The following is an 18,564-nucleotide window of genomic DNA, read 5'->3' as shown; positions in this document are numbered from 1 at the left end:
CTGAGTATCTTCGCGATACAAAAAGAAAATATAAAGAACTTATTATGAACAACTTAAACGTGCTCAATAAATTAAAGACCAACAAGCATTTACTATCAATCGCTGCGATGAGCTTGGCTCTGACCGCGCCAGCAGCAATGGCCAACGATACAGAACAACCTCGAATCATCAGCGCGGGCAGTGCTGTTACCGAATTAGTTTTAGCGCTGGGTGCTCAAGATCAGTTAGTGGCGATTGATGTAACAAGCCATTTCCCTCAAGCAGAGAACCTGCCGAAAATTGGTTATCACCGAAACCTGTCAGCAGAAGGCTTGATAGCATTACAGCCAACAACACTGGTTGGCTCAGATGAAATGGGGCCAGATAACGCAATATCTCAATTGAAATCTGCGGGCGTCGATGTAGAGATCGTCAATACCGAAGCGAATGTTGAAGGGCTATTACAGCGAATAGACCAAATCGCCAAGATTACCCATACCGAAGCACACTCACAGAAAGTTAAAGCCGAAGTCAATCAGAAGGTTGCAGCACTGAAAGCAAACCAAGTACCAAGCAACGAAGCGAAGAAGGTGCTTTTCCTGTTGTTGCATGAAGGTCGCCCTGCGAACGTTGCCGGTGGTGAGACTTCACCAAACGCGATCATTGAATTGGCTGGCGGTGTTAACCCTGCAGCTCAAAGCCTAACGTCTTACAAGCCATTGTCGATGGAATCTCTGATAGAAATGCAGCCAGATGTCATCTTAGTGAGCGGACGTAGCTACCAGAAAATTGGCGGCGCTGATGCCATTCTTAAATCGTTACCTATGCTAGCGGCGACGCCAGCAGGCATGAACAAGCAAATTATTACTGTGAAGGGCAGCGCTTTAGTTGGAGGGCTTGGCCTTGAAAGCCTTTCTGAAGCGAAGCGATTAAACGCACTTATCTATCCGTTATAACTTATCTACCCGCTATAACTAGACTACCCTATTTCTACTGTTGCTTGCTTAATGCTCATCACCGTCTCGCTTTTTGCGAAGTCGGTGATCAGTATTGAAGCTAGTGATAGACATTGAGGCCCTTTATGTTGCTACGATCCGTCCCACTGAAAACATCGATGTTAGGCCTAGGAACTGCCTTAGTCTTCGTCGCGCTGTACTCGATCACTGTTGGGCCAATGAACATTAGCTTGGCTGACAGCGCAGCCAGCCTGCTCCAACTAAACAATGACTTAGCACCTCACATCAATTTGGTGATTCAAGAAATTCGCTTACCCAGAACGATATTGTGCATGCTAATCGGCGCAATACTCGCTTTATGTGGCGCAGTCATGCAGGGCTTATTTCGAAACCCGCTTGCCGAGCCTGGAATCATTGGCGTGTCAGCCGGATCTGCATTGGGTGCCGCATTAGCTATTGTCCTTTTTTCAAAAATTTCCGTCCAATACCCAGCATTTATGAATTTTGCTGCGGTCCCTGTCTTCGCCTTTCTTGGTGGCGCATTAACTACGCTATTGGTGTATAAGCTGGGTACAGGCAAATTTGGCACTTCAGTCACCATCATGCTGTTAGCGGGTGTAGCGATCAGTGCACTATCTGGCGCAGGTATTGGCTTTTTGAATTTCATTGCTGATGACCAAATGCTGCGTGATCTTTCATTATGGTCAATGGGTTCATTAGCGGGTGCTAAGTGGTCTGGCATTTTACTTGCTGCTGTCACGCTCGTTGGATTGTTTATTATTTTCTACCGCCAAGCGATGTCACTGAACGCCCTGCTCTTAGGTGAGTCAGAAGCGCAACACCTTGGTATCCCAGTACAAAAACTTAAACGAAAGTTGATTCTACTGACCGCCGCAGGCGTAGGAATCACGGTTAGTTTGTCTGGGATGATCGGTTTTATCGGGCTTGTGATCCCTCATTTAGGTCGCATGTTAGCGGGCCCGGATCATCGAGTTCTACTTCCCTTATCTGCCGTTTTAGGTGCATTGCTGTTAACCGCCGCAGACATGTTCTCACGCGTGATACTTGCTCCAGCAGAGCTACCTGTAGGTATTGTCACCGCAATAATCGGCGCACCGTTCTTCCTGTACCTACTATTTCAACAGAAAGGGAGAATCCTTTAATGTTTCCTTCAGCGTTAAAAGCGACCGATATCGAAGTGAAGTTCGGCAATAAAGTGATATTAGATGGCGTTTCTATTGAGGTTGAAGCGGGAAAGGTAACCACACTGCTTGGGCCAAATGGCGCGGGTAAAAGCACACTACTCAAAGCCTTGTGCCAAGAAATATCAAGCAACGGTGATATCCAATATTTTGGACACACTAAAGACAAGTGGCCTTCTCATAAGCTTGCAAAGCATCTGGCTATGCTTCCTCAACACAGTACGTTAACCTTCCCCTTCCTAGCACATGAAGTTGTTGAACTTGGTGGAATCCCTCTGCAAGAATCCCACAAAAACCTCAAAAGCATTGCTAGCAAAAAAATGGATGTTGCCGATGTGACTCACTTAAGTGAAAGGCTCTACCCTTCTCTATCTGGCGGTGAAAAACAACGAGTTCACTTGGCTCGAGTGTTAACTCAGCTTCACTATTCTGGTGATCAATGCATATTAATGCTGGATGAGCCTACGTCTGCACTGGATCTCGCCCACCAGCACAACACCTTAAAGATCGCGAGAGAGTTAGCCGACAATCACAATGCTGCTGTTATCGTCGTGCTACATGATCTTAACTTAGCCGCACAATACTCAGATAGATTGGTAGTCTTAAAAAACGGGAACTTGATTTGCGATGGTAGTCCTTGGGAGGCACTTAGACCTTCGATGATTGAGGATGTATATGGCTATAAGAGTATCGTAGAAAAGCACCCAACCATGAGTTTTCCTCAAGTTCACCCCGCTCAATAAGCTCGGTTTAAGGCCTACTCATTTCAAGTATTCGTTCTTAATAACAACTAAGTCATACTAAGCCTCGATTTTTTCGAGGCTTTTTTATTGGCTCATAGCCTCTCTCGCGTCTCAAACTCAACTTTATTAGCAACCATAGCAATAAAGTCCAAACGTCTCATCCTAAGCGTTTGAGGCTCTAAATATGAACCATAGCCGTTGGTGGTACGGAGATTTGACCATTATTAGTAAAGGCATGGAAAACGTAAGCATATAAAAAGAAAAGAAATAAACGCTATCAAGACGGAAGTAAACCGACGAAAACAAGACCAATACATTAGAGGAGAGTAATGAAAAGTGAAATTACAGCCATAAAAAAAGCCCCCTCAGGAGCTTTTTTTATGGCGTGTTGATTATTGGCTCATACGAATTAATGACTTGCCAATCAACCACTCTAGTTCTTTACCGCTAGTCTCACCAAACTGAGTTTCCGTCAGTTTGTATAGACGATCAATACCGTTTGCAGCAAATTCGTGCGCGCTTTCAGCTGTAACGATATGATGGAAAAGTAGACGTAAGATAGCCAGGAATTCAGCGTCTTCAAGTGCGCTAACCCAGCTAGCCGAAAATGCGTCAAGACCATTTTCAAAGTCAATGTGTTCCATGAACATCTTAAAAATACGACCGTCTAGTGCAGCTGTAAAGTCAGTTTTCTTTGGAAAATGGTGGCTTATACCTGTACGAGAAACGCCCGTTTGCTGACTCAACGTCGTGTATGACATCTTGTCGTAACCCAACCTTAGCAACTGGTCTACAACGGCATCCATGATCTTCTGGATAGTGATTTCTGTATCTTCTTTACTACGCTTTGGCATATTCAGGCTCTTCTCTTTGTAAATCCATCTAACTCAATCAAATGAAGTCAGAATGCAAATCGTTATCAGCATTATGTGAGCAAGGTATTTTTTCGCAAGTATTTATAACTAATTTCACACAAATACTATGTACGAATAATTCTACAGTGACGCCTCTCTGGACGCTTTGTCTAATTATTCTTCGAATAATCACCTTACGATCCTAAGTCTGCAATTTTAAATAACTACTTAGAATATGAAATACCCAACGAAAAATTCATTGTATAAATACCTATCAAGCGATAGATAGTCTTATAAAATCATTCCTGGTGCAACTAAGTGAATGATATTCTGACAAATTAATAACATTAATCTTCGACAAAACATGATGGAGATCACATACATATTTTGCGTCGCGAATGTTGATATTCATTTCACCTCTAAACAAACAACATAGCATACCAGTATAAATTAGTTCAAAGATTTTAATTTTTGTAGATACCGTTCAAATTGCTCGTTAGAATAACCTCAGACTTTGTAAGAGGATTATTTATGAGCCAAGATAACGGTAACAATGATGTATGCGAAGCTTGCGGTTGTGCAGGTGAAATCGGCTTTATCATTAAAGAAGGCGACGAAGTTGCTGAAGTAAAGGTTTACGGTAGCTCTAAAGCCCTTATTGAAGCTGAGTTTGCTAAGTACGTTGAGTTAGCAAAACAAGTGTCTAGCAATGTTGAGTTTGAAGCGTCAGAGATGACAGAAGATAGCACTGAATTGCAAGCGCGCTTTAAATTTGAAGTCAGCGCTGAAAAAATTATTTTTGAACTTAAAACTCGCTCTTTAGCGCGTTAATATAAGCATCAATATTCATACAAATAAAAAGGCGAGCTTACTGCTCGTCTTTTTTTATCATTTCAACCCAACCAAGTGCCCCATTAGTTTCAAAATCATTTTCCGCTGTACATTTAATCACCACTCCTGAAACCTCAACGACAGCACCTATGCTATAAGCCTTATCATTGTAATAACAAACTCGTTGCTGTGAACTACTCTGAGTGACGACCACAGCTGCTTTTGCGGGCGTTGATATTATTTTATTAGCATTCGCTGATATTGAACAACACATAGAAGTTAGAAGCATAAAAGCCTGTAAAGTTTGACGCTTTGTTCCAACCCAAAATTTACCTATCATTGTCGTTCTATTCCTTTTTTACCTACCAATAAATGAGTAAAACACTAGGCGAGAATAATTTTTTCATTATAGTGTTATCGTTTATCGTAATAAAGAAGCTTGTTATGATCCGAATAATTGCACTTATTATTGGTTATTTAACCATAACAAATGTGGCAGCAGAACCCCTCGATCAGTATCAAATATTGAACCATTTGGATAATTACGGAAACTTATATTTACGTAATAAGCCGTACACATCACTTCCTAGCGGCCTGATTGTTGATGGTAATCTAAATATAGAGAACACCGCAATTACCCGTTTACCGAAAGGTTTAGAAGTGAACGGCAGTCTTAAAGCGTCTAACAGCCAACTGACAAGAGTTCCTACAGGCATTAAGATAAAGGGCTACGCCGACTTGATTGGCAGCCAAATCACCAGTTGGCCAAGAGGTGTGCGCGTCGGTGGATTTATTAATCTCACAGATACTCCACTACAGAGGCTTCCAAATGGCTTTAGAGTAAAAGGTGACTTAAGCGTCATTCGAACTCCTTTGACGGAACTTCCAAACGGTATCGTCATTGACGGTGATTTGTATATTGGCGGCTCTGCCATTACCGAGTTTCCAGACACCATGACGGTCAAAGGCAATATCTATCTAGGTGGTAACGCCGTGACGACATGGCCAACCAATTTAGAACTCGGCGGTGCTGTTGCTCGCTAGTTTAGACGAAGTTCGTTTTTTGTTCTTATGGGCAATAAAAGACCAAAACCAGACACAAAAAAGGAGCCCAAGGCTCCTTTTTTTAATTCATTCACTTGTTAGTTAGCTAATGCGCTCGTTCGCCTAATCATCATAAGCAAACTAGCCATAAGTGAACGCGAACTAACCAATGTTCTTCACAGGGTTCGCATAGCTATCAATCAAGTACTGACGAGCACCTTGTGGCAAGCTCGATAACTTTTCTTCAAACTCTTTTTTAACCGAATCTGTAATTGAGTCATCTTCTTTTTCGGCTGCTAATAAGTTTACTGGGAACAGTTTGTAGTTATCGTGTATTTGACGATCGATTTCTTCGGCAAGCGCTTCAGGCGTATCAAAGTCTTGGTCAATAACCTGACCAAAACCAACGTGCACGCGCCCTTTGTTACCGATAATGCCTTGAATGATACTTTCGATATCTTCAAATTCACCCTTTTCATAACTGCCGTTTACGTCTTTCTCAAAAAGTTCTATCGCTTTCGCGGTGTCACACGGATCGTTTTCGTATGAAATAGCAACAGGCACGATCTTCAACGACTTCACATATTCAGGGAATGCGATTTTTTGCTTACGTCCTTCTACGTGGAACATTTTTAGAATTGCTGGCTCAGTGAAATCATTACCATCTTTAGCTCGGCCTTCTTTTTGAGCGATCCAGATAGAGTTACCCGTTTCTAAAGAGTGCTTAATGTAAGAAGAAAGCTGGCTTAACGCTTTCATCATTTCACGCGGCCCTTTCAGAGAACGTTTTACGATGAAGCTCTTGTTTAGACGCATCAATTCAGTCGCACATGGCTTCTTCAATAGGTTGTCACCAATAGCAATACGACAAGTCTGATGGTTCTTTTGATGCAAAGCGTAATTAACTAGCGCAGGATCCATAGCAATGTCACGATGGTTTGATACAAACAGGTAAGCTTGATCAGTATCCAATGACTCTAAGCCAGTGTATGTCACACCATTGGTGGTTTTAGCTAGCGTGTCACGTAAGTATTTTTTCACTTCAATCTGAATGGATTCGACGCTAGTCAGCTTGCTCCACTTCATTTTTAAGTAAACGCGTAGAATTGGACTCATTAACGTTTTGAACCAAGACGCATGGTTTGAAAAACGGTAGTGCAAAATCGCACTGATAAATTCTTCATCATTAATAAGACGGTTTAGTGCCGCAGGAATTTCATCATCGCCGTAAGGACGAATATCAACATATGGATCGCTTGGAGAGGTCATTTTTTAATTCATATAATAAAAAGCTGGCTCATTCTACGCGTTGTTTTGACTTCTCGCAGCTACAGAGCCCATACTTTTGACAAGGTCAGACCAGAAACATTGAAAATCCCCTGTTATTGTTGGCATTCTTACAGATTAACGGTAATCTTGACGCCCCAAAATTAAGGTACTATCTATGAACTTCGCTATTGAATATACATCGGCTTACTTTTCACACTTGGTGATCACACCACGCAAGAAAGTACTTAAACATAGCCTTGTATCGGTTCAAAGTGGCTTGGTTTTGATAAAGCTAGGTAAACAAGAGTATGCCGTTGAGCCAGGTCAAAGTATCTGGATTCCCTATGACTGCTTAACGTCACTGACCTACTTTCCAAATACCCAAATTAATCGTGTCGATTTTTCTGTGCGTTTAACGGATTCTTTCCCAAGACAAGCGGGTTACATCACTCAAACGAACCTGTCTTCGGCGCTATTAGAAAAACTAGAGATAACCAAAGCTCGCGCTTCAAATGCTAATAATACCGAGCAAGCATTCAAAGATATGCTTTCTGTGCTTAAACAAGAAGTGTTAGCGTTCAAACCATTACTTTGCGAAAGCGCCCTGTCTCAGCGATTCAATCAATGGAATATTGATGACTCTAACCTGCCACAAGAACACACCTTGGTGATGGTAATGAGGGAAGCAAAGAAACGCATGCAATCAGGTCAAAAGCGTGCGTTGGTGATTGATGACTTGTTCTCAGGTAAGGAAGAGGAGTTTGAGCAACTGTGTATGCTAGTGTTCGGTGAAGAACTCTAGACAAAAGAGTCCGGTCCCCGTTCTTTACTCACTAAATTCAGACGTAAACCAGTCTATGAGCTAACTATTAAACCAAGCCAAAAACACTAGATACTAAAAAGCCGCAAAAACTCAGTTTTTGCGGCTTTTTTAATTCTTAACATTTCAACTTTGAATTCTTCGCATCTCAACATCGACTAATGGCCTTTCGGTCTAGAATGGCAATTCAACCTGCATCATCAAGTCTGCGTCTCGTGAGTCATGCCAACGGTAATCAAAGCGCATACGAGGTTGCCCTTCTACTTTCTCACCAAAACCGATACTCAACTGAAGACCATGGTTCATTAACCATTCTTCTGTAGACATGTCATATTGCTCGTCTTCCAGATCTTCAGGGAACCACATCCCCAAGCCAACATAGTTTGATTCAAGGCTTTGTGTTAACAGAGGGGAATCTTTACTTTGGATAACCCAATCGGACCAATAGTCAGGTTTACTCTCTGAGTCTCCGCCTGAAAATCCACTGATTTCTAGCATACGCTGACCAAAAGATTCGATGCTAGTAGAAAAATTTAGACAACTATTTTCATCACCAGAAGTCAGCATGATCGAATCTAAACTAAAAAAATCACAATCAGCGTACGCAGGCATACTGCATGCAGCAATAATTAACGTCGCTGGTATCGCGCCCTTCAGCATAGTCATCAGACCTCTTAAAATAGTGAATCTATATTATTGTATACAGTTCACTGTCTTGCAATATTCTTGTAACTGACTTTGTACTCAGTTTTGCTACATTGCTCCCATTTTGCAAAGCGTGGCGAATATCAGTGCTTCGAATCTTTACTTTTTCGGGGCAAGCCATAACAGACCAGCGTTCTGTTATTTCATCTGATTTATAAAACGATGAAAACTTAAAGAAATTATCAGGCCCGATGACAAAGGTCAGTTCGGCCTCTGGATGCTGCTTTTGAAGCTGACTAAGGACGGCATAGGTCGTGACACTTTCACCAGGAGTAAATAGTCCTTTCTCAACTAATGACAGTTCAACTTGATCCAGCAATAAATCAGAGATAAACGCCTCGACAAGCTGACATCTCGTATCAAAGTCTAGCATCTCTTTTCCCCAAGCATGGGCAATGCTTGGTACCAGTAGAATCTTGTCAAAGTGAGCCAACGAATCAATCACACTTTTATGCCCTAAGCTCGGTGGATTAAACGCACTACCGAAAATGGCTATTTTTTCCATTATTAATTACTGCCTTCTCTTTCTAAGCTTGTGCAAAGAGGTTTTTAAATCGAATGATTTAGGTATGATAACACTAGATTTTTAATTTGCTTGCAGGAAAGGAATACGAATGGAACAGTTAATTCGTGATGAAATGCGCGTACTACCTTCAATTGACCCTCACTTCGAAGTGACTCGTCGTGTGGACTTTATTAAAACGAAACTACAACAGTCAGGCTGCAAGTCTCTGATCCTTGGTATCAGCGGCGGTGTAGACTCAACAACCTGTGGCCGTTTAGCACAAATGGCAATTGATAGCCTGAATGAAAGCTCTGGCAGTAACGACTATCAATTCATTGCTGTTCGCTTACCTTATGGCGAGCAAAAAGATGAAGATGAAGCACAGCTTGCTCTGTCTTTCATCCAGCCTTCTCAGTCCGTTTCTGTAAACATTAAGGCGGGCGTTGATGGGCTTCACGCAGCATCTCATGTTGCTTTAGAAAGCACAGGCTTATTACCAACAGATTCGGCGAAAATCGACTTTGTAAAAGGCAATGTGAAAGCTCGAGCTCGCATGATCGCACAATACGAAATCGCAGGTTACGTCGGTGGTCTTGTTATTGGTACCGATCACTCAGCAGAAAACATCACTGGTTTCTACACTAAGCACGGCGATGGCGCATGTGATTTGGCTCCTCTGTTCGGTTTGAACAAACGACAAGTTCGTGAACTGGCTGCAACATTAGGTGCCCCAGAATTGCTGGTGAAGAAAACCCCAACCGCTGACCTAGAAGAACTGGACCCACAGAAAGCTGATGAAGCAGCATTGAACCTTTCTTACGATCAGATCGACGATTTCCTTGAAGGCAAAGAAGTGTCTCAAGATGTATCAGATCGCTTAGTTAGTATCTACAAAGCAACACAGCACAAGCGTCAACCTATCCCAACGATCTACGATTAATTTTAGTTAATTAGTGATAACGTAAAGCTAGTGGGATTATACAACTAGCAACGCAGTAAGAACCAAAAAGGCCGGAAGTTCATCTAGACGAACTTCAGGCCTTTTCTACTTGAGGCACTTTTTTATGGTCTAACGAGTCGCTAATCCACAACTTCGATATCCGTTTGCGGAACACTGCAACACGCCAGTATCTGGCCCATGTTACGTTCATGCTCTTGCAGTGCTGGTACGTCAGGTTGGTGAACCTGCCCTGATTCAAGTGTCACTTTACACGCGCCACAAAAACCAGCACGACAGCTAGAAGCAATAGGCACACCCGCCGACTCTGCCTGTTCTAGAAGCGTTGATTGGTTATTACCTTCAAACAAGTAGCCGTTTACACTCAACTGTAGTTGCTTCACAGTTTCTTCAGTGGATTGGGCAACACCAAATGCTTCTTGATGGTAATGCTGAGGGTTAAGCCCCATTTGAATTAACAATTTTTTTGCGTTATTCATAAAACCATCAGGGCCACACACAAACGCTTGGCGCTTGTGCAGTTCTTCAATTTTAGCGATATGCGACACACTCAAGCGCCCAGACAAACCATCCCATTCTTTGGTTGGCTGACTCAAAGAATAAATCACACGCAGACCGGTATGCTCGCTGGCAATCTTATCAATCTCAGCTTGATAAGGAATATCCTCTTCGCTGCTGCATTGGTGATAGAAAACCACATCATCGATTTGACCATGATCAGCTAAATAACGAAGCATCGACAACATTGGGGTTACACCGCTACCGGCAGACAAAAGCAGTAACGGGTGCGTTGGATTTTCTTCTAAATAAAATGCACCATCTGGATTTTTCGCGACTAAGGTATCGCCTACGTGAAAGTGATCATTGAGCCAGTTAGAAATTTGACCATCATCTACACGCTTAACTGATATAGCTAAACGGCCCAATCGTGATGGGCTTGAAGACAGTGTGTAACGACGTGAAACCGTCTCGCCATCAATAACCATTTCAATCGGCAAATGCTGACCAGGTTGATAACTTGGTAATGCGTGATTCTCTTTCGCAGGCTCTAACCAAAAAGTTGTAAAATCACGTGCAATCTCTTCACGCTCAACACAGGTTAAATGTAACGACTCTATCCAAGTATCTTCGTAGTGCTCTTTCTCTTTAGTTTCTAATACTTCAACGACATCACCTGCTTTGACTAAACCTTCATTTTTAGCAACTAGGTTTTGACCAAAGAAAACGCCACCACGCTCGTTGGCTCTAAATTTAGAAAAAGTGTTAAGCGGCTCTTTTGTTTCTCTAAACTCACCACGTTCAACGTCAACCGTTGTGAGAATGCACCGTTCACAAGGCTTAACGGATTCAAATTCAACCTCACCAATTCGTATACGCTTCCAGCCGTCTTCAGCAAATGCTTCGGTATTAGAAACAACAAAGTTGGTGCGGAACTGATCCATCGAATGAGTTTCAGGACTACGACGATTGAGTTCATCAAGAGAGGCTTGGCTAATCACTAACATTGGGTAACCGTCGGCAAAGCTCACATTGTGACCGAGCTTTTCACGAACACGATTCGATTGATCTCCAGAGAACAGAAGCTCAACTCGAACCCCCAACACTTCACTGAACCAATCGTCAGCTTCGTCGTTGGTCGTATACGCCGTGAAACTGTCTTTCCAGACCGTTGCTGGCGCCTCTTGCATCTTAAAGCTTGTGTACTTTAAACGCAGCGGCTCTTTACCTTCATAAGTAAAAATCAAACCATCAGGCTGCAAACTTGAAGATACCTTGACCATTTTCGGATACTTACGGGCCGTCACCATTGAACCGTCAGCTAGCGCTAACATAAAACGTCTGTCGAAGGTGAGACCTTGTTTTTCGACCCAAGCAGAAGAGAGTGAAATCCCACCTACTGATTTAACCGGAAACACATTGATTTGAGATAGAGAAGGCACTTGCTCTGAAGCCTTTTGATCTGACGGTAGCTGCGACATAACGATTCCAATGTTTTGTTATTTGTCCTAATGCTAACAAATGGTTATAAATAGATAAACTGACAAGCACTAAACACTTGATACCAAGCTATTATCTTGAGATGTTTATCCTAGTATCCCATATACATAAAAACAGCAATGTATTAACACTCTCCATACGTTCTATAATTTGAACACGGTATCGCATTAAACTTTCATTGAATAAAAAGGATTTATCATGAACAAACTCGTCATTATCATCTTATGTGTCCTGCTCCCGCCTGTTGGGGTGTTCTTCGCTCGCGGCGCAGGTAAAGATTTACTGATTAACATCGTCCTCACTTTCTTTTTCTGGGTGCCAGGAATGATTCACGGGCTATGGGTCGCTACTCGCTAGCCCTTCGACTAATCTAATACAGAATAAATACCTATAAAAACAGGCTCCTAACCCTGAAGAGTTAAAAATAGGATGAAATGAAAGTGCTTTTCCACTATCATCCTGTCGCCTAAACGTAAGCGATTGCTTTCACAGATTTCGCCGAGTTTAGGCTCCAACTACATAACACTTCAATTGGTGGGAGCCTTCAATGACACAACTTACGATTACTCGTCCTGACGACTGGCACGTTCATCTACGCGATGGCGACGTATTAAAAGATACAGTGCGCGATATCAGCCGCTACAATGGTCGAGCGTTAATCATGCCAAACACCATCCCACCGGTAACCGATACCGAAATGGCTTTAGCTTACCGTGAACGCATCATGGCAGAGCAGCCAAGTGAACAGTTCCAGCCTTTAATGGCACTTTACCTAACAGATAACACGACTCCTGATGAAATTCGCAAAGCGAAAGAGTCTGGTGCAGTTGTTGCAGCGAAGCTTTACCCAGCAGGCGCGACGACAAACTCGGATTCAGGCGTAACTTCGGCTCAAAAGATTTACCACGTGTTAGAAGCAATGCAAGAAGTGGATATGTTGCTTCTGGTTCACGGCGAAGTAACCACTCACGATGTTGATATCTTCGACCGTGAGAAGCAGTTCCTAGACACAGTACTCGCTCCAATTGTAAACGACTTCCCTAACTTGAAGATTGTTCTAGAGCACATCACAACCGCTGATGCTGCAAACTTCGTGAAAAACGCAAACGACAACGTAGCCGCAACAATTACAGCTCACCACTTACTTTACAACCGCAACCACATGTTGGTTGGTGGCATTAAGCCACATTTCTACTGCCTACCTATCCTAAAGCGCAACACTCACCAATTAGCGCTAATCGAGGCTGCAACAAGTGGTAGCAAGAAGTTCTTCTTGGGTACAGACTCTGCACCACACGCAAAAGGCGCAAAAGAGTCAGCATGTGGCTGTGCAGGTTCTTACACAGCGCACGCTGCCGTTGAACTGTACGCAGAAGTGTTCGACTTAGAAGGTAAAATTGAGAACCTAGAAGCGTTTGCAAGCCACAACGGCCCTGACTTCTACGGTATGCCGCGTAACACAGACACCATCACTCTTGTTAAAGAAGAGTGGAACGTTGCTGAAACCATGCCTTTCGGTTCAGACATCGTAGTGCCAATCCGTGGAGGCGAGACGATTGCTTGGTCTGTAAAGTAAACACTTGGTCGTAAAAATAAGCGCTTATATTGAAAAATAAGAGCGTGGTGTTAATTAAACACGACCCATTAGATTAAAAGGGGCACCATAATGATTATGGTGCCCCTTTTTGTTCTGATGACAGGCATCCTTTCACCGAACACAATTTATCACTTATTTACCACGAACTTTCTCTATTGCACCCCAAACGATTACGACAAACAATCCAGCAAGAACACCAATCACGGCATTCAACAGAGTTGGAATAATCGCTGTCGCAATCGTATGACCACTAAAATCCATAATGATCGGTTCGATTAAATGGTGGATAACTGGCACGCTGTGTACCACAATACCGCCACCAACTAAGAACATCGCAGCCGTACCAACAACAGCAAGTAACTTCATTAGTTTTGGGGCAAATGCAACTAGCCCATTCCCCAACTTGGTTTTAATGGCATTACCACTCGATGTACGCTGGAGATAAAAACCTAAATCGTCTAGCTTCACGATTCCTGCAACCAAGCCATAAACACCCATCGTCATCACAACTGCAATTAAACTCACAACAAGAATTTGAGTCACAATACTTGTCCCCGTTACAGTACCCAGCGCAATCACTATGATCTCTGCAGACAAGATGAAGTCGGTCCGAATCGCACCCGCTACCTTTCTCTTCTCATACTCTTCTAAGGATTCATTAGTGTCATTTTCTACACTTTTTTCTTCATGTGGATGAGCATGAGGGAAGATCTTCTCTAATACTTTTTCTGCCCCTTCAAAACAAAGAAACAAGCCACCAATCAAGAGTAATGGCATGATCAGCCAAGGAATAAACGCGCTGATCAATAATGCTGCAGGCACTAAGATCAGCTTGTTTTTAAATGAGCCTTTTGCAACCGCCCATACCACTGGGATCTCTCTTTCAGCAGCAACACCTGATACCTGTTGGGCATTCAGAGCTAAATCATCACCTAATACACCTGCGGTTTTTTTCGCCGCAACTTTAGACATTAGCGCGACATCGTCTAGCACTGTTGCTATGTCATCTAGCAATGTGAGTAAACTTGCTCCAGCCATTTTTTATTCTCTTTCAAAGGATTGAACAACAAATGGAATGTAACACTATCAATCCACTCATCAAAGTTATGAGTCTGTAATAAATAAAGTCACAAACTGTGTTTTCTATTGCTGTCGCAGTTAGACAGGACTAGTCTGTCTTCATCTTTCATGAACATAAAAGAAAAAGTATAGATGAAAAGTGAATACTTCTACCCAATCGGTCAGCCAGGACAAAAGTGGCAACAAGCAGAACGTGAAGCGTGGTTCACTCAAAGAACGGTTAAGCGTGAATACCAACAAGAAGTTGTACCAAAGATTAAAGCGCTTGCAGACCGCCTCGACATCGAACAATACGGTGCATTGAGCTACGATGAAGCTCGCTTCCCGCTTTTCGCTATCAAAAGCAAAAACTGGGATGCATCAAAACCCACGGTTCTAGTAACAGGTGGTGTACACGGTTACGAAACCAGTGGTGTACACGGTGCGATTAAGTTCGCGGCAACTCAAGCAGAACAATACTCAGCACACTTCAACATTGTTGTTGCTCCCTGTGTGAGCCCTTGGGGCTACGAAGTGATCAACCGTTGGAACCAAAATGCGGTCGATCCAAACCGCTCTTTCTACGACGGTACGCCAGCAGAAGAATCAGCAAACCTACGTGCGTTAGTGGCTTCTTTGCCAAAAGTACTGGTTCACGTTGACCTGCATGAGACGACAGATTCTGATGAAACTGAATTCCGACCAGCACTCGCAGCGCGTGACGGCCTTGAATACATTGAAGGCATGATCCCAGACGGTTTCTATACTGTTGGCGATACTGATAACCCACAACCAGAATTCCAAGCAGCGGTTATTGCTTCAGTAGAAAAAGTAACGCATATTGCTCCAGCAGATGCAGATGGCAAGATCATTGGTTCAGACGTCACTCAGCACGGTGTGATCAACTACCCAATGAAGAAGCTTGGCTTATGTGGCAGCGTTACTGATTGCAAATACGGCACAACCACAGAAGTTTACCCAGACAGCGACAAAGTGACAGACGAAGAGTGCAATGACGCTCAAGTGGCTGCGGTAACCGGTGCTTTGGATTACGTAATCCAACACGAATTAAACGCTTAAGCGACTACTTAAGACCTCGCACCAAGCACTTAATAGCGAGTTCCCTACCTAAAGCGAATCTCTAAAACTAAAAAAGAGCCATAAGTGACGATTCACTTGTGGCTCTTTTATTATGTCTTTTCTGCTTATCTTTGATTTCTTCTTAGACATAAAAAAGCTCCCTTGCACAGTACAAGAGAGCTTTTAAATAACGCTTCATCCGGAATAAGTAGTTATTTACCTAATTACTTACTCAGAGTCTTAGCTATTTTATTTCGCTGTTTCGCTAACGCTTGCTTGTCCTTTATCTACTTCAGTCAGTAGACCTTTCAACAAGCTGACACAGCCAATCAGAAGAATGATCGTAAACGGCAATGCTGCGATGATAGTGATCGATTGAAGTGCTTGGATAGATTGAGTGCCACCAATCCATAGCATCACCATTGCGATCGCGCCTGAGATAACCGCCCAAACCACTTTCTGTTTCACTGGCACTTCAAGCTTACCACCTGCCGTCATGCCATCGATAACGATAGAACCTGAGTCCAACGTGGTAACGAAGAACACGATGATCAACGCGACTGCGATAACAGATAGAATGTTGCCAAACGGGTATGCATCTAGCATGTAGAACAAACTTAGAGAAACGTCTGTGATGCCTTGGTCAAGGCCAAGTTGCCCTACCTGATTAATTACTTGTTCGATAGCCACACCACCGAAGATAGACATCCAAGCTGAAGTTACTAATGTTGGGATAATCAGTACGCAAAGTAGGAATTCACGAACCGTGCGACCTTTAGAAATACGCGCTACAAACATGCCGAAGAAAGGTGCATACGCAACCCACCATGCCCAGTAGAACACAGTCCAACCATGCAGCCATGTTGTGTCTTCACGACCAGAACTTTGGCTTAAAGCTACGATATTTTTCACATAGCCCGTCACCGCTGTTGCCACGGAATCAAGTACAGTCGTGAAGTTCAATACTGCGATAAGACCAAGGAATACGAACGCGATAACCATGTTCAAGTTACTTAGGAACTTAACACCACCGTCCATACCACGTAGAACAGAAATGATCGCCAAACCCATGATTAGAACAATGATAGCTTGCTGAAGAAAAATGTTATTTTCCAAACCGAACACATGGCTAATACCACTTGCCGCTTGTGTACCGCCTAAGCCTAATGAAGTTGCTAGACCAAACAAAGTAACCAGTACGGTTAGTACGTCGATAACATCACCGGTTTTACCCCAAACACGTTCACCCAGAATTGGATAAAACACTGAGCGCATTGAAAGCGGCAAACCTTTGTTATAAACAAAGTACGCAAGACAGAGCGCCGTCATGCCATAGATAGCCCATGCATGAAAGCCCCAGTGGAATACGGTTGCACCTAGTGCGAGTTCACGGCCTGCTTCTGTAAAAGGTTCTGCATTAAGTGGGGTTCCGAACCAGTTAGTGAAGAACGCGGTTGGCTCTGCCACACCCCAGAAAATAAGCCCGATACCCATGCCTGCTGCGAATAACATCGCAATCCAAGATGACATTGAATAGTCTGCTGTCGCATCTTCGCCACCTAAACGAACTTTACCCAATGGTGAGAAAGCAAGAACAACAGCAAATGCTAGCATGATATTAGCTCCCCACATAAACAGGAAGTCAAACTTTGATAGAACAGCACCCTTAATAGAATCAATAGCAGCTTTAGCATCTGCTGGAGGAAGAGCAAGAAGAGTGATGATAAAGAGAAGAGATAAGCCAACTGAGGCTAGAAAAACTGTGTTGTGGACATCCATGCCCCATTTACTGACGTTATCTTGACCAACTTGATAGTCAGTAGAATCGATACTGTATTTTTTTGATTTAAAACTCATAAATTATGATGTTCGCATATCCGAATCAACGAATATAAGGACGCTCTCCATATCCAATTACTACTTGATTGACTTGCCGAGCCACGTAAATAAAACGTGATAAAAATCACCGAAATAGATGATGATTGGACTTACTTGCTCAATCCCAAGGCGCGCATTATAGCACAGCACGAAGCATTTTGACGGAGTTTCAGCTTAAAAGTTACCCGAACCACCGTTGATAGTGACAGTTACGCCAATAAAATCAGAATAAAATAAAGAAATAAAAACCTTTAAAGACAGCATCTTAAATCAAAGTTGCACACCGTAAAATCTAAACTAAACTTTCGACAGATAGTATTAACAACAGCCCAATTTATTTATAGCTCTAACAAAAAAGCCCCGCTATAGGGGCGGGGAAATTACCAAAGGTAAAAGAGAAATCAATAATGAAATTTTAGCGCCACGTATCGCAGCGCTCAGATACGAAATCGCTACAGAGTATTAGAGCGCGTAGCAAAAACCTAAGTTATAGTCTTCGCCATTCTTCGCCGTGAACTCTTTGTCTTCGCTCGATGCGTTCGAGCGACCGCTTTCATCGCCTTTCACCAGACTCACCCAGTGACGGATTCCTGAAGAGCGGCTAACCTCTGTTTGGCCAAATGTAGTACATGTTTCTAGCTGGATATCTTGAATATCAACCAATTCCAAGTGGCCAGTACCTTTACGAGCACCGATTGTCACTTCAACGTGTGTACCGCTTTCGTCACGGAATAATATTGCTGAAGGCTTAGATTTATCACCTGTGTAAGCCACAAAGTGTTTAGCGCGTTTCAGGCCTGTGTGTTCACCGTTTTTGAAGTAAACCTGAACATGTCGATAATCAATCTCGTAGCTCACCACGTCTTCGTGTGAACCCGCCTCAAGAGGAAATAGAGTATCAAGCAACTGTTTCGCCATTCTCTGCTTTTCGAGTTGCTTGTCTGCTTTCACCATTTCAACGGCAAAGACAGCTTCAGCAATAAATGTTGAATGGTTTCTGTGAAGTTCTGTTTTGTCTAGTGTCAGCATATTCATAGTTTTTCCCTCTTACGGCTTTGAATTTCATGTAGGTCAAAAATCCTGATT

At 42.9% G+C, this 18,564-nt stretch carries 19 protein-coding genes; 10 read left to right on the top strand and 9 right to left on the bottom strand.

The window, feature by feature from the left end:
- Positions 1-44: 44 nt before the first annotated feature.
- The 3 genes from SJY39_RS16825 to SJY39_RS16815 all read left to right on the top strand — a co-directional run bounded on the left by SJY39_RS16825 (position 45) and on the right by SJY39_RS16815 (position 2,880).
- Positions 45-935 carry a hemin ABC transporter substrate-binding protein gene (locus tag SJY39_RS16825; protein WP_016768805.1) on the top strand — a complete coding sequence of 297 codons (891 nt, stop codon included), beginning with the start codon at positions 45-47 and terminating at the stop codon, positions 933-935.
- Positions 936-1,060: 125 nt separating this feature from the next.
- Positions 1,061-2,098 (top strand): iron ABC transporter permease, encoded by a 1,038-nt coding sequence (locus SJY39_RS16820; protein ID WP_016768806.1) that lies wholly within the window; start codon positions 1,061-1,063, stop codon positions 2,096-2,098.
- On the top strand, positions 2,098-2,880 hold the full coding sequence (locus SJY39_RS16815) for a heme ABC transporter ATP-binding protein (RefSeq protein ID WP_016768807.1): 783 nt from the start codon (positions 2,098-2,100) through the stop codon (positions 2,878-2,880). Before SJY39_RS16820 ends, SJY39_RS16815 begins: the two co-directional genes overlap by 1 nt.
- Positions 2,881-3,272: 392 nt before the next feature.
- Here the strand turns inward: SJY39_RS16815 and SJY39_RS16810 are convergent, their stop codons facing one another.
- Complete coding sequence (locus SJY39_RS16810) at positions 3,273-3,734, bottom strand: TetR/AcrR family transcriptional regulator (RefSeq protein WP_010431239.1); 462 nt, start codon at positions 3,732-3,734, stop codon at positions 3,273-3,275.
- A gap of 531 nt (positions 3,735-4,265) precedes the next feature.
- Here SJY39_RS16810 and SJY39_RS16805 point away from each other — a divergent pair.
- Entirely contained in the window at positions 4,266-4,565 is a 300-nt protein-coding gene (locus tag SJY39_RS16805; RefSeq protein WP_016768808.1) for a YfcZ/YiiS family protein, read from the top strand.
- A gap of 37 nt (positions 4,566-4,602) precedes the next feature.
- On the opposite strand, the gene SJY39_RS16800 is transcribed toward SJY39_RS16805, so the two are convergent.
- Positions 4,603-4,905 (bottom strand): DUF1496 domain-containing protein, encoded by a 303-nt coding sequence (locus tag SJY39_RS16800; RefSeq protein ID WP_016784268.1) that lies wholly within the window; start codon positions 4,903-4,905, stop codon positions 4,603-4,605.
- Between the two features lie 104 nt (positions 4,906-5,009).
- On the opposite strand from SJY39_RS16800, the gene SJY39_RS16795 reads away from it, so the two are divergent.
- Positions 5,010-5,609 (top strand): hypothetical protein, encoded by a 600-nt coding sequence (locus SJY39_RS16795; protein ID WP_010431249.1) that lies wholly within the window; start codon positions 5,010-5,012, stop codon positions 5,607-5,609.
- Between the two features lie 162 nt (positions 5,610-5,771).
- Here the strand turns inward: SJY39_RS16795 and SJY39_RS16790 are convergent, their stop codons facing one another.
- The gene (locus SJY39_RS16790) at positions 5,772-6,878 is read right to left on the bottom strand and encodes a 1-acyl-sn-glycerol-3-phosphate acyltransferase (protein ID WP_010431252.1); all 1,107 of its coding nucleotides are present in this window, start codon (positions 6,876-6,878) and stop codon (positions 5,772-5,774) included.
- Positions 6,879-7,053: 175 nt separating this feature from the next.
- Between SJY39_RS16790 and SJY39_RS16785 the strand changes: the two genes are divergently transcribed.
- Positions 7,054-7,680 carry a hypothetical protein gene (locus tag SJY39_RS16785; RefSeq protein WP_016767905.1) on the top strand — a complete coding sequence of 209 codons (627 nt, stop codon included), beginning with the start codon at positions 7,054-7,056 and terminating at the stop codon, positions 7,678-7,680.
- Between the two features lie 192 nt (positions 7,681-7,872).
- Here the strand turns inward: SJY39_RS16785 and SJY39_RS16780 are convergent, their stop codons facing one another.
- Complete coding sequence (locus SJY39_RS16780; protein WP_010431257.1) at positions 7,873-8,364, bottom strand: hypothetical protein; 492 nt, start codon at positions 8,362-8,364, stop codon at positions 7,873-7,875.
- A 22-nt stretch (positions 8,365-8,386) separates the two neighbouring features.
- Positions 8,387-8,908, bottom strand: a complete 522-nt coding sequence (locus SJY39_RS16775; RefSeq protein WP_010431259.1) for a nicotinate-nicotinamide nucleotide adenylyltransferase — start codon at positions 8,906-8,908, stop codon at positions 8,387-8,389.
- Between the two features lie 109 nt (positions 8,909-9,017).
- On the opposite strand from SJY39_RS16775, the gene nadE reads away from it, so the two are divergent.
- Positions 9,018-9,848 carry an ammonia-dependent NAD(+) synthetase gene (nadE, locus tag SJY39_RS16770; protein ID WP_010431261.1) on the top strand — a complete coding sequence of 277 codons (831 nt, stop codon included), beginning with the start codon at positions 9,018-9,020 and terminating at the stop codon, positions 9,846-9,848.
- A 140-nt stretch (positions 9,849-9,988) separates the two neighbouring features.
- Here nadE and SJY39_RS16765 read toward each other — a convergent pair whose 3' ends face one another.
- A complete protein-coding gene (locus tag SJY39_RS16765; RefSeq protein ID WP_016784271.1) occupies positions 9,989-11,845 on the bottom strand; it encodes a hybrid-cluster NAD(P)-dependent oxidoreductase in 1,857 nt (618 codons plus the stop codon).
- Positions 11,846-12,062: 217 nt separating this feature from the next.
- Between SJY39_RS16765 and SJY39_RS16760 the strand changes: the two genes are divergently transcribed.
- Both SJY39_RS16760 and pyrC read left to right on the top strand, forming a co-directional pair.
- The gene (locus tag SJY39_RS16760; RefSeq protein ID WP_008215717.1) at positions 12,063-12,221 is read left to right on the top strand and encodes a YqaE/Pmp3 family membrane protein; all 159 of its coding nucleotides are present in this window, start codon (positions 12,063-12,065) and stop codon (positions 12,219-12,221) included.
- 190 nt (positions 12,222-12,411) lie between these two features.
- Positions 12,412-13,440 carry a dihydroorotase gene (pyrC, locus tag SJY39_RS16755; RefSeq protein WP_016790492.1) on the top strand — a complete coding sequence of 343 codons (1,029 nt, stop codon included), beginning with the start codon at positions 12,412-12,414 and terminating at the stop codon, positions 13,438-13,440.
- Between the two features lie 153 nt (positions 13,441-13,593).
- Here the strand turns inward: pyrC and SJY39_RS16750 are convergent, their stop codons facing one another.
- Positions 13,594-14,499 (bottom strand): DUF808 domain-containing protein, encoded by a 906-nt coding sequence (locus tag SJY39_RS16750; protein WP_010431277.1) that lies wholly within the window; start codon positions 14,497-14,499, stop codon positions 13,594-13,596.
- A gap of 174 nt (positions 14,500-14,673) precedes the next feature.
- Here SJY39_RS16750 and SJY39_RS16745 point away from each other — a divergent pair, with 174 nt between their 5' ends.
- Entirely contained in the window at positions 14,674-15,600 is a 927-nt protein-coding gene (locus SJY39_RS16745) for a M14 family metallocarboxypeptidase (protein WP_010431280.1), read from the top strand.
- Positions 15,601-15,849: 249 nt separating this feature from the next.
- On the opposite strand, the gene SJY39_RS16740 is transcribed toward SJY39_RS16745, so the two are convergent.
- Positions 15,850-17,457: a BCCT family transporter gene (locus SJY39_RS16740; RefSeq protein WP_010431283.1), complete on the bottom strand. Its 1,608-nt coding sequence runs from the start codon at positions 17,455-17,457 to the stop codon at positions 15,850-15,852.
- Between the two features lie 483 nt (positions 17,458-17,940).
- A complete protein-coding gene (locus SJY39_RS16735) occupies positions 17,941-18,513 on the bottom strand; it encodes a malate synthase (RefSeq protein WP_010431291.1) in 573 nt (190 codons plus the stop codon).
- Between the last annotated feature and the right edge of the window lie 51 nt (positions 18,514-18,564).

Origin of the sequence: Vibrio sp. R78045 (genome assembly GCF_042466085.1) — a bacterium.
GTDB classification, from domain to species: Bacteria; Pseudomonadota; Gammaproteobacteria; order Enterobacterales; family Vibrionaceae; genus Vibrio; species Vibrio cyclitrophicus.
This window is presented reverse-complemented; position numbering and strand designations above follow the sequence as displayed.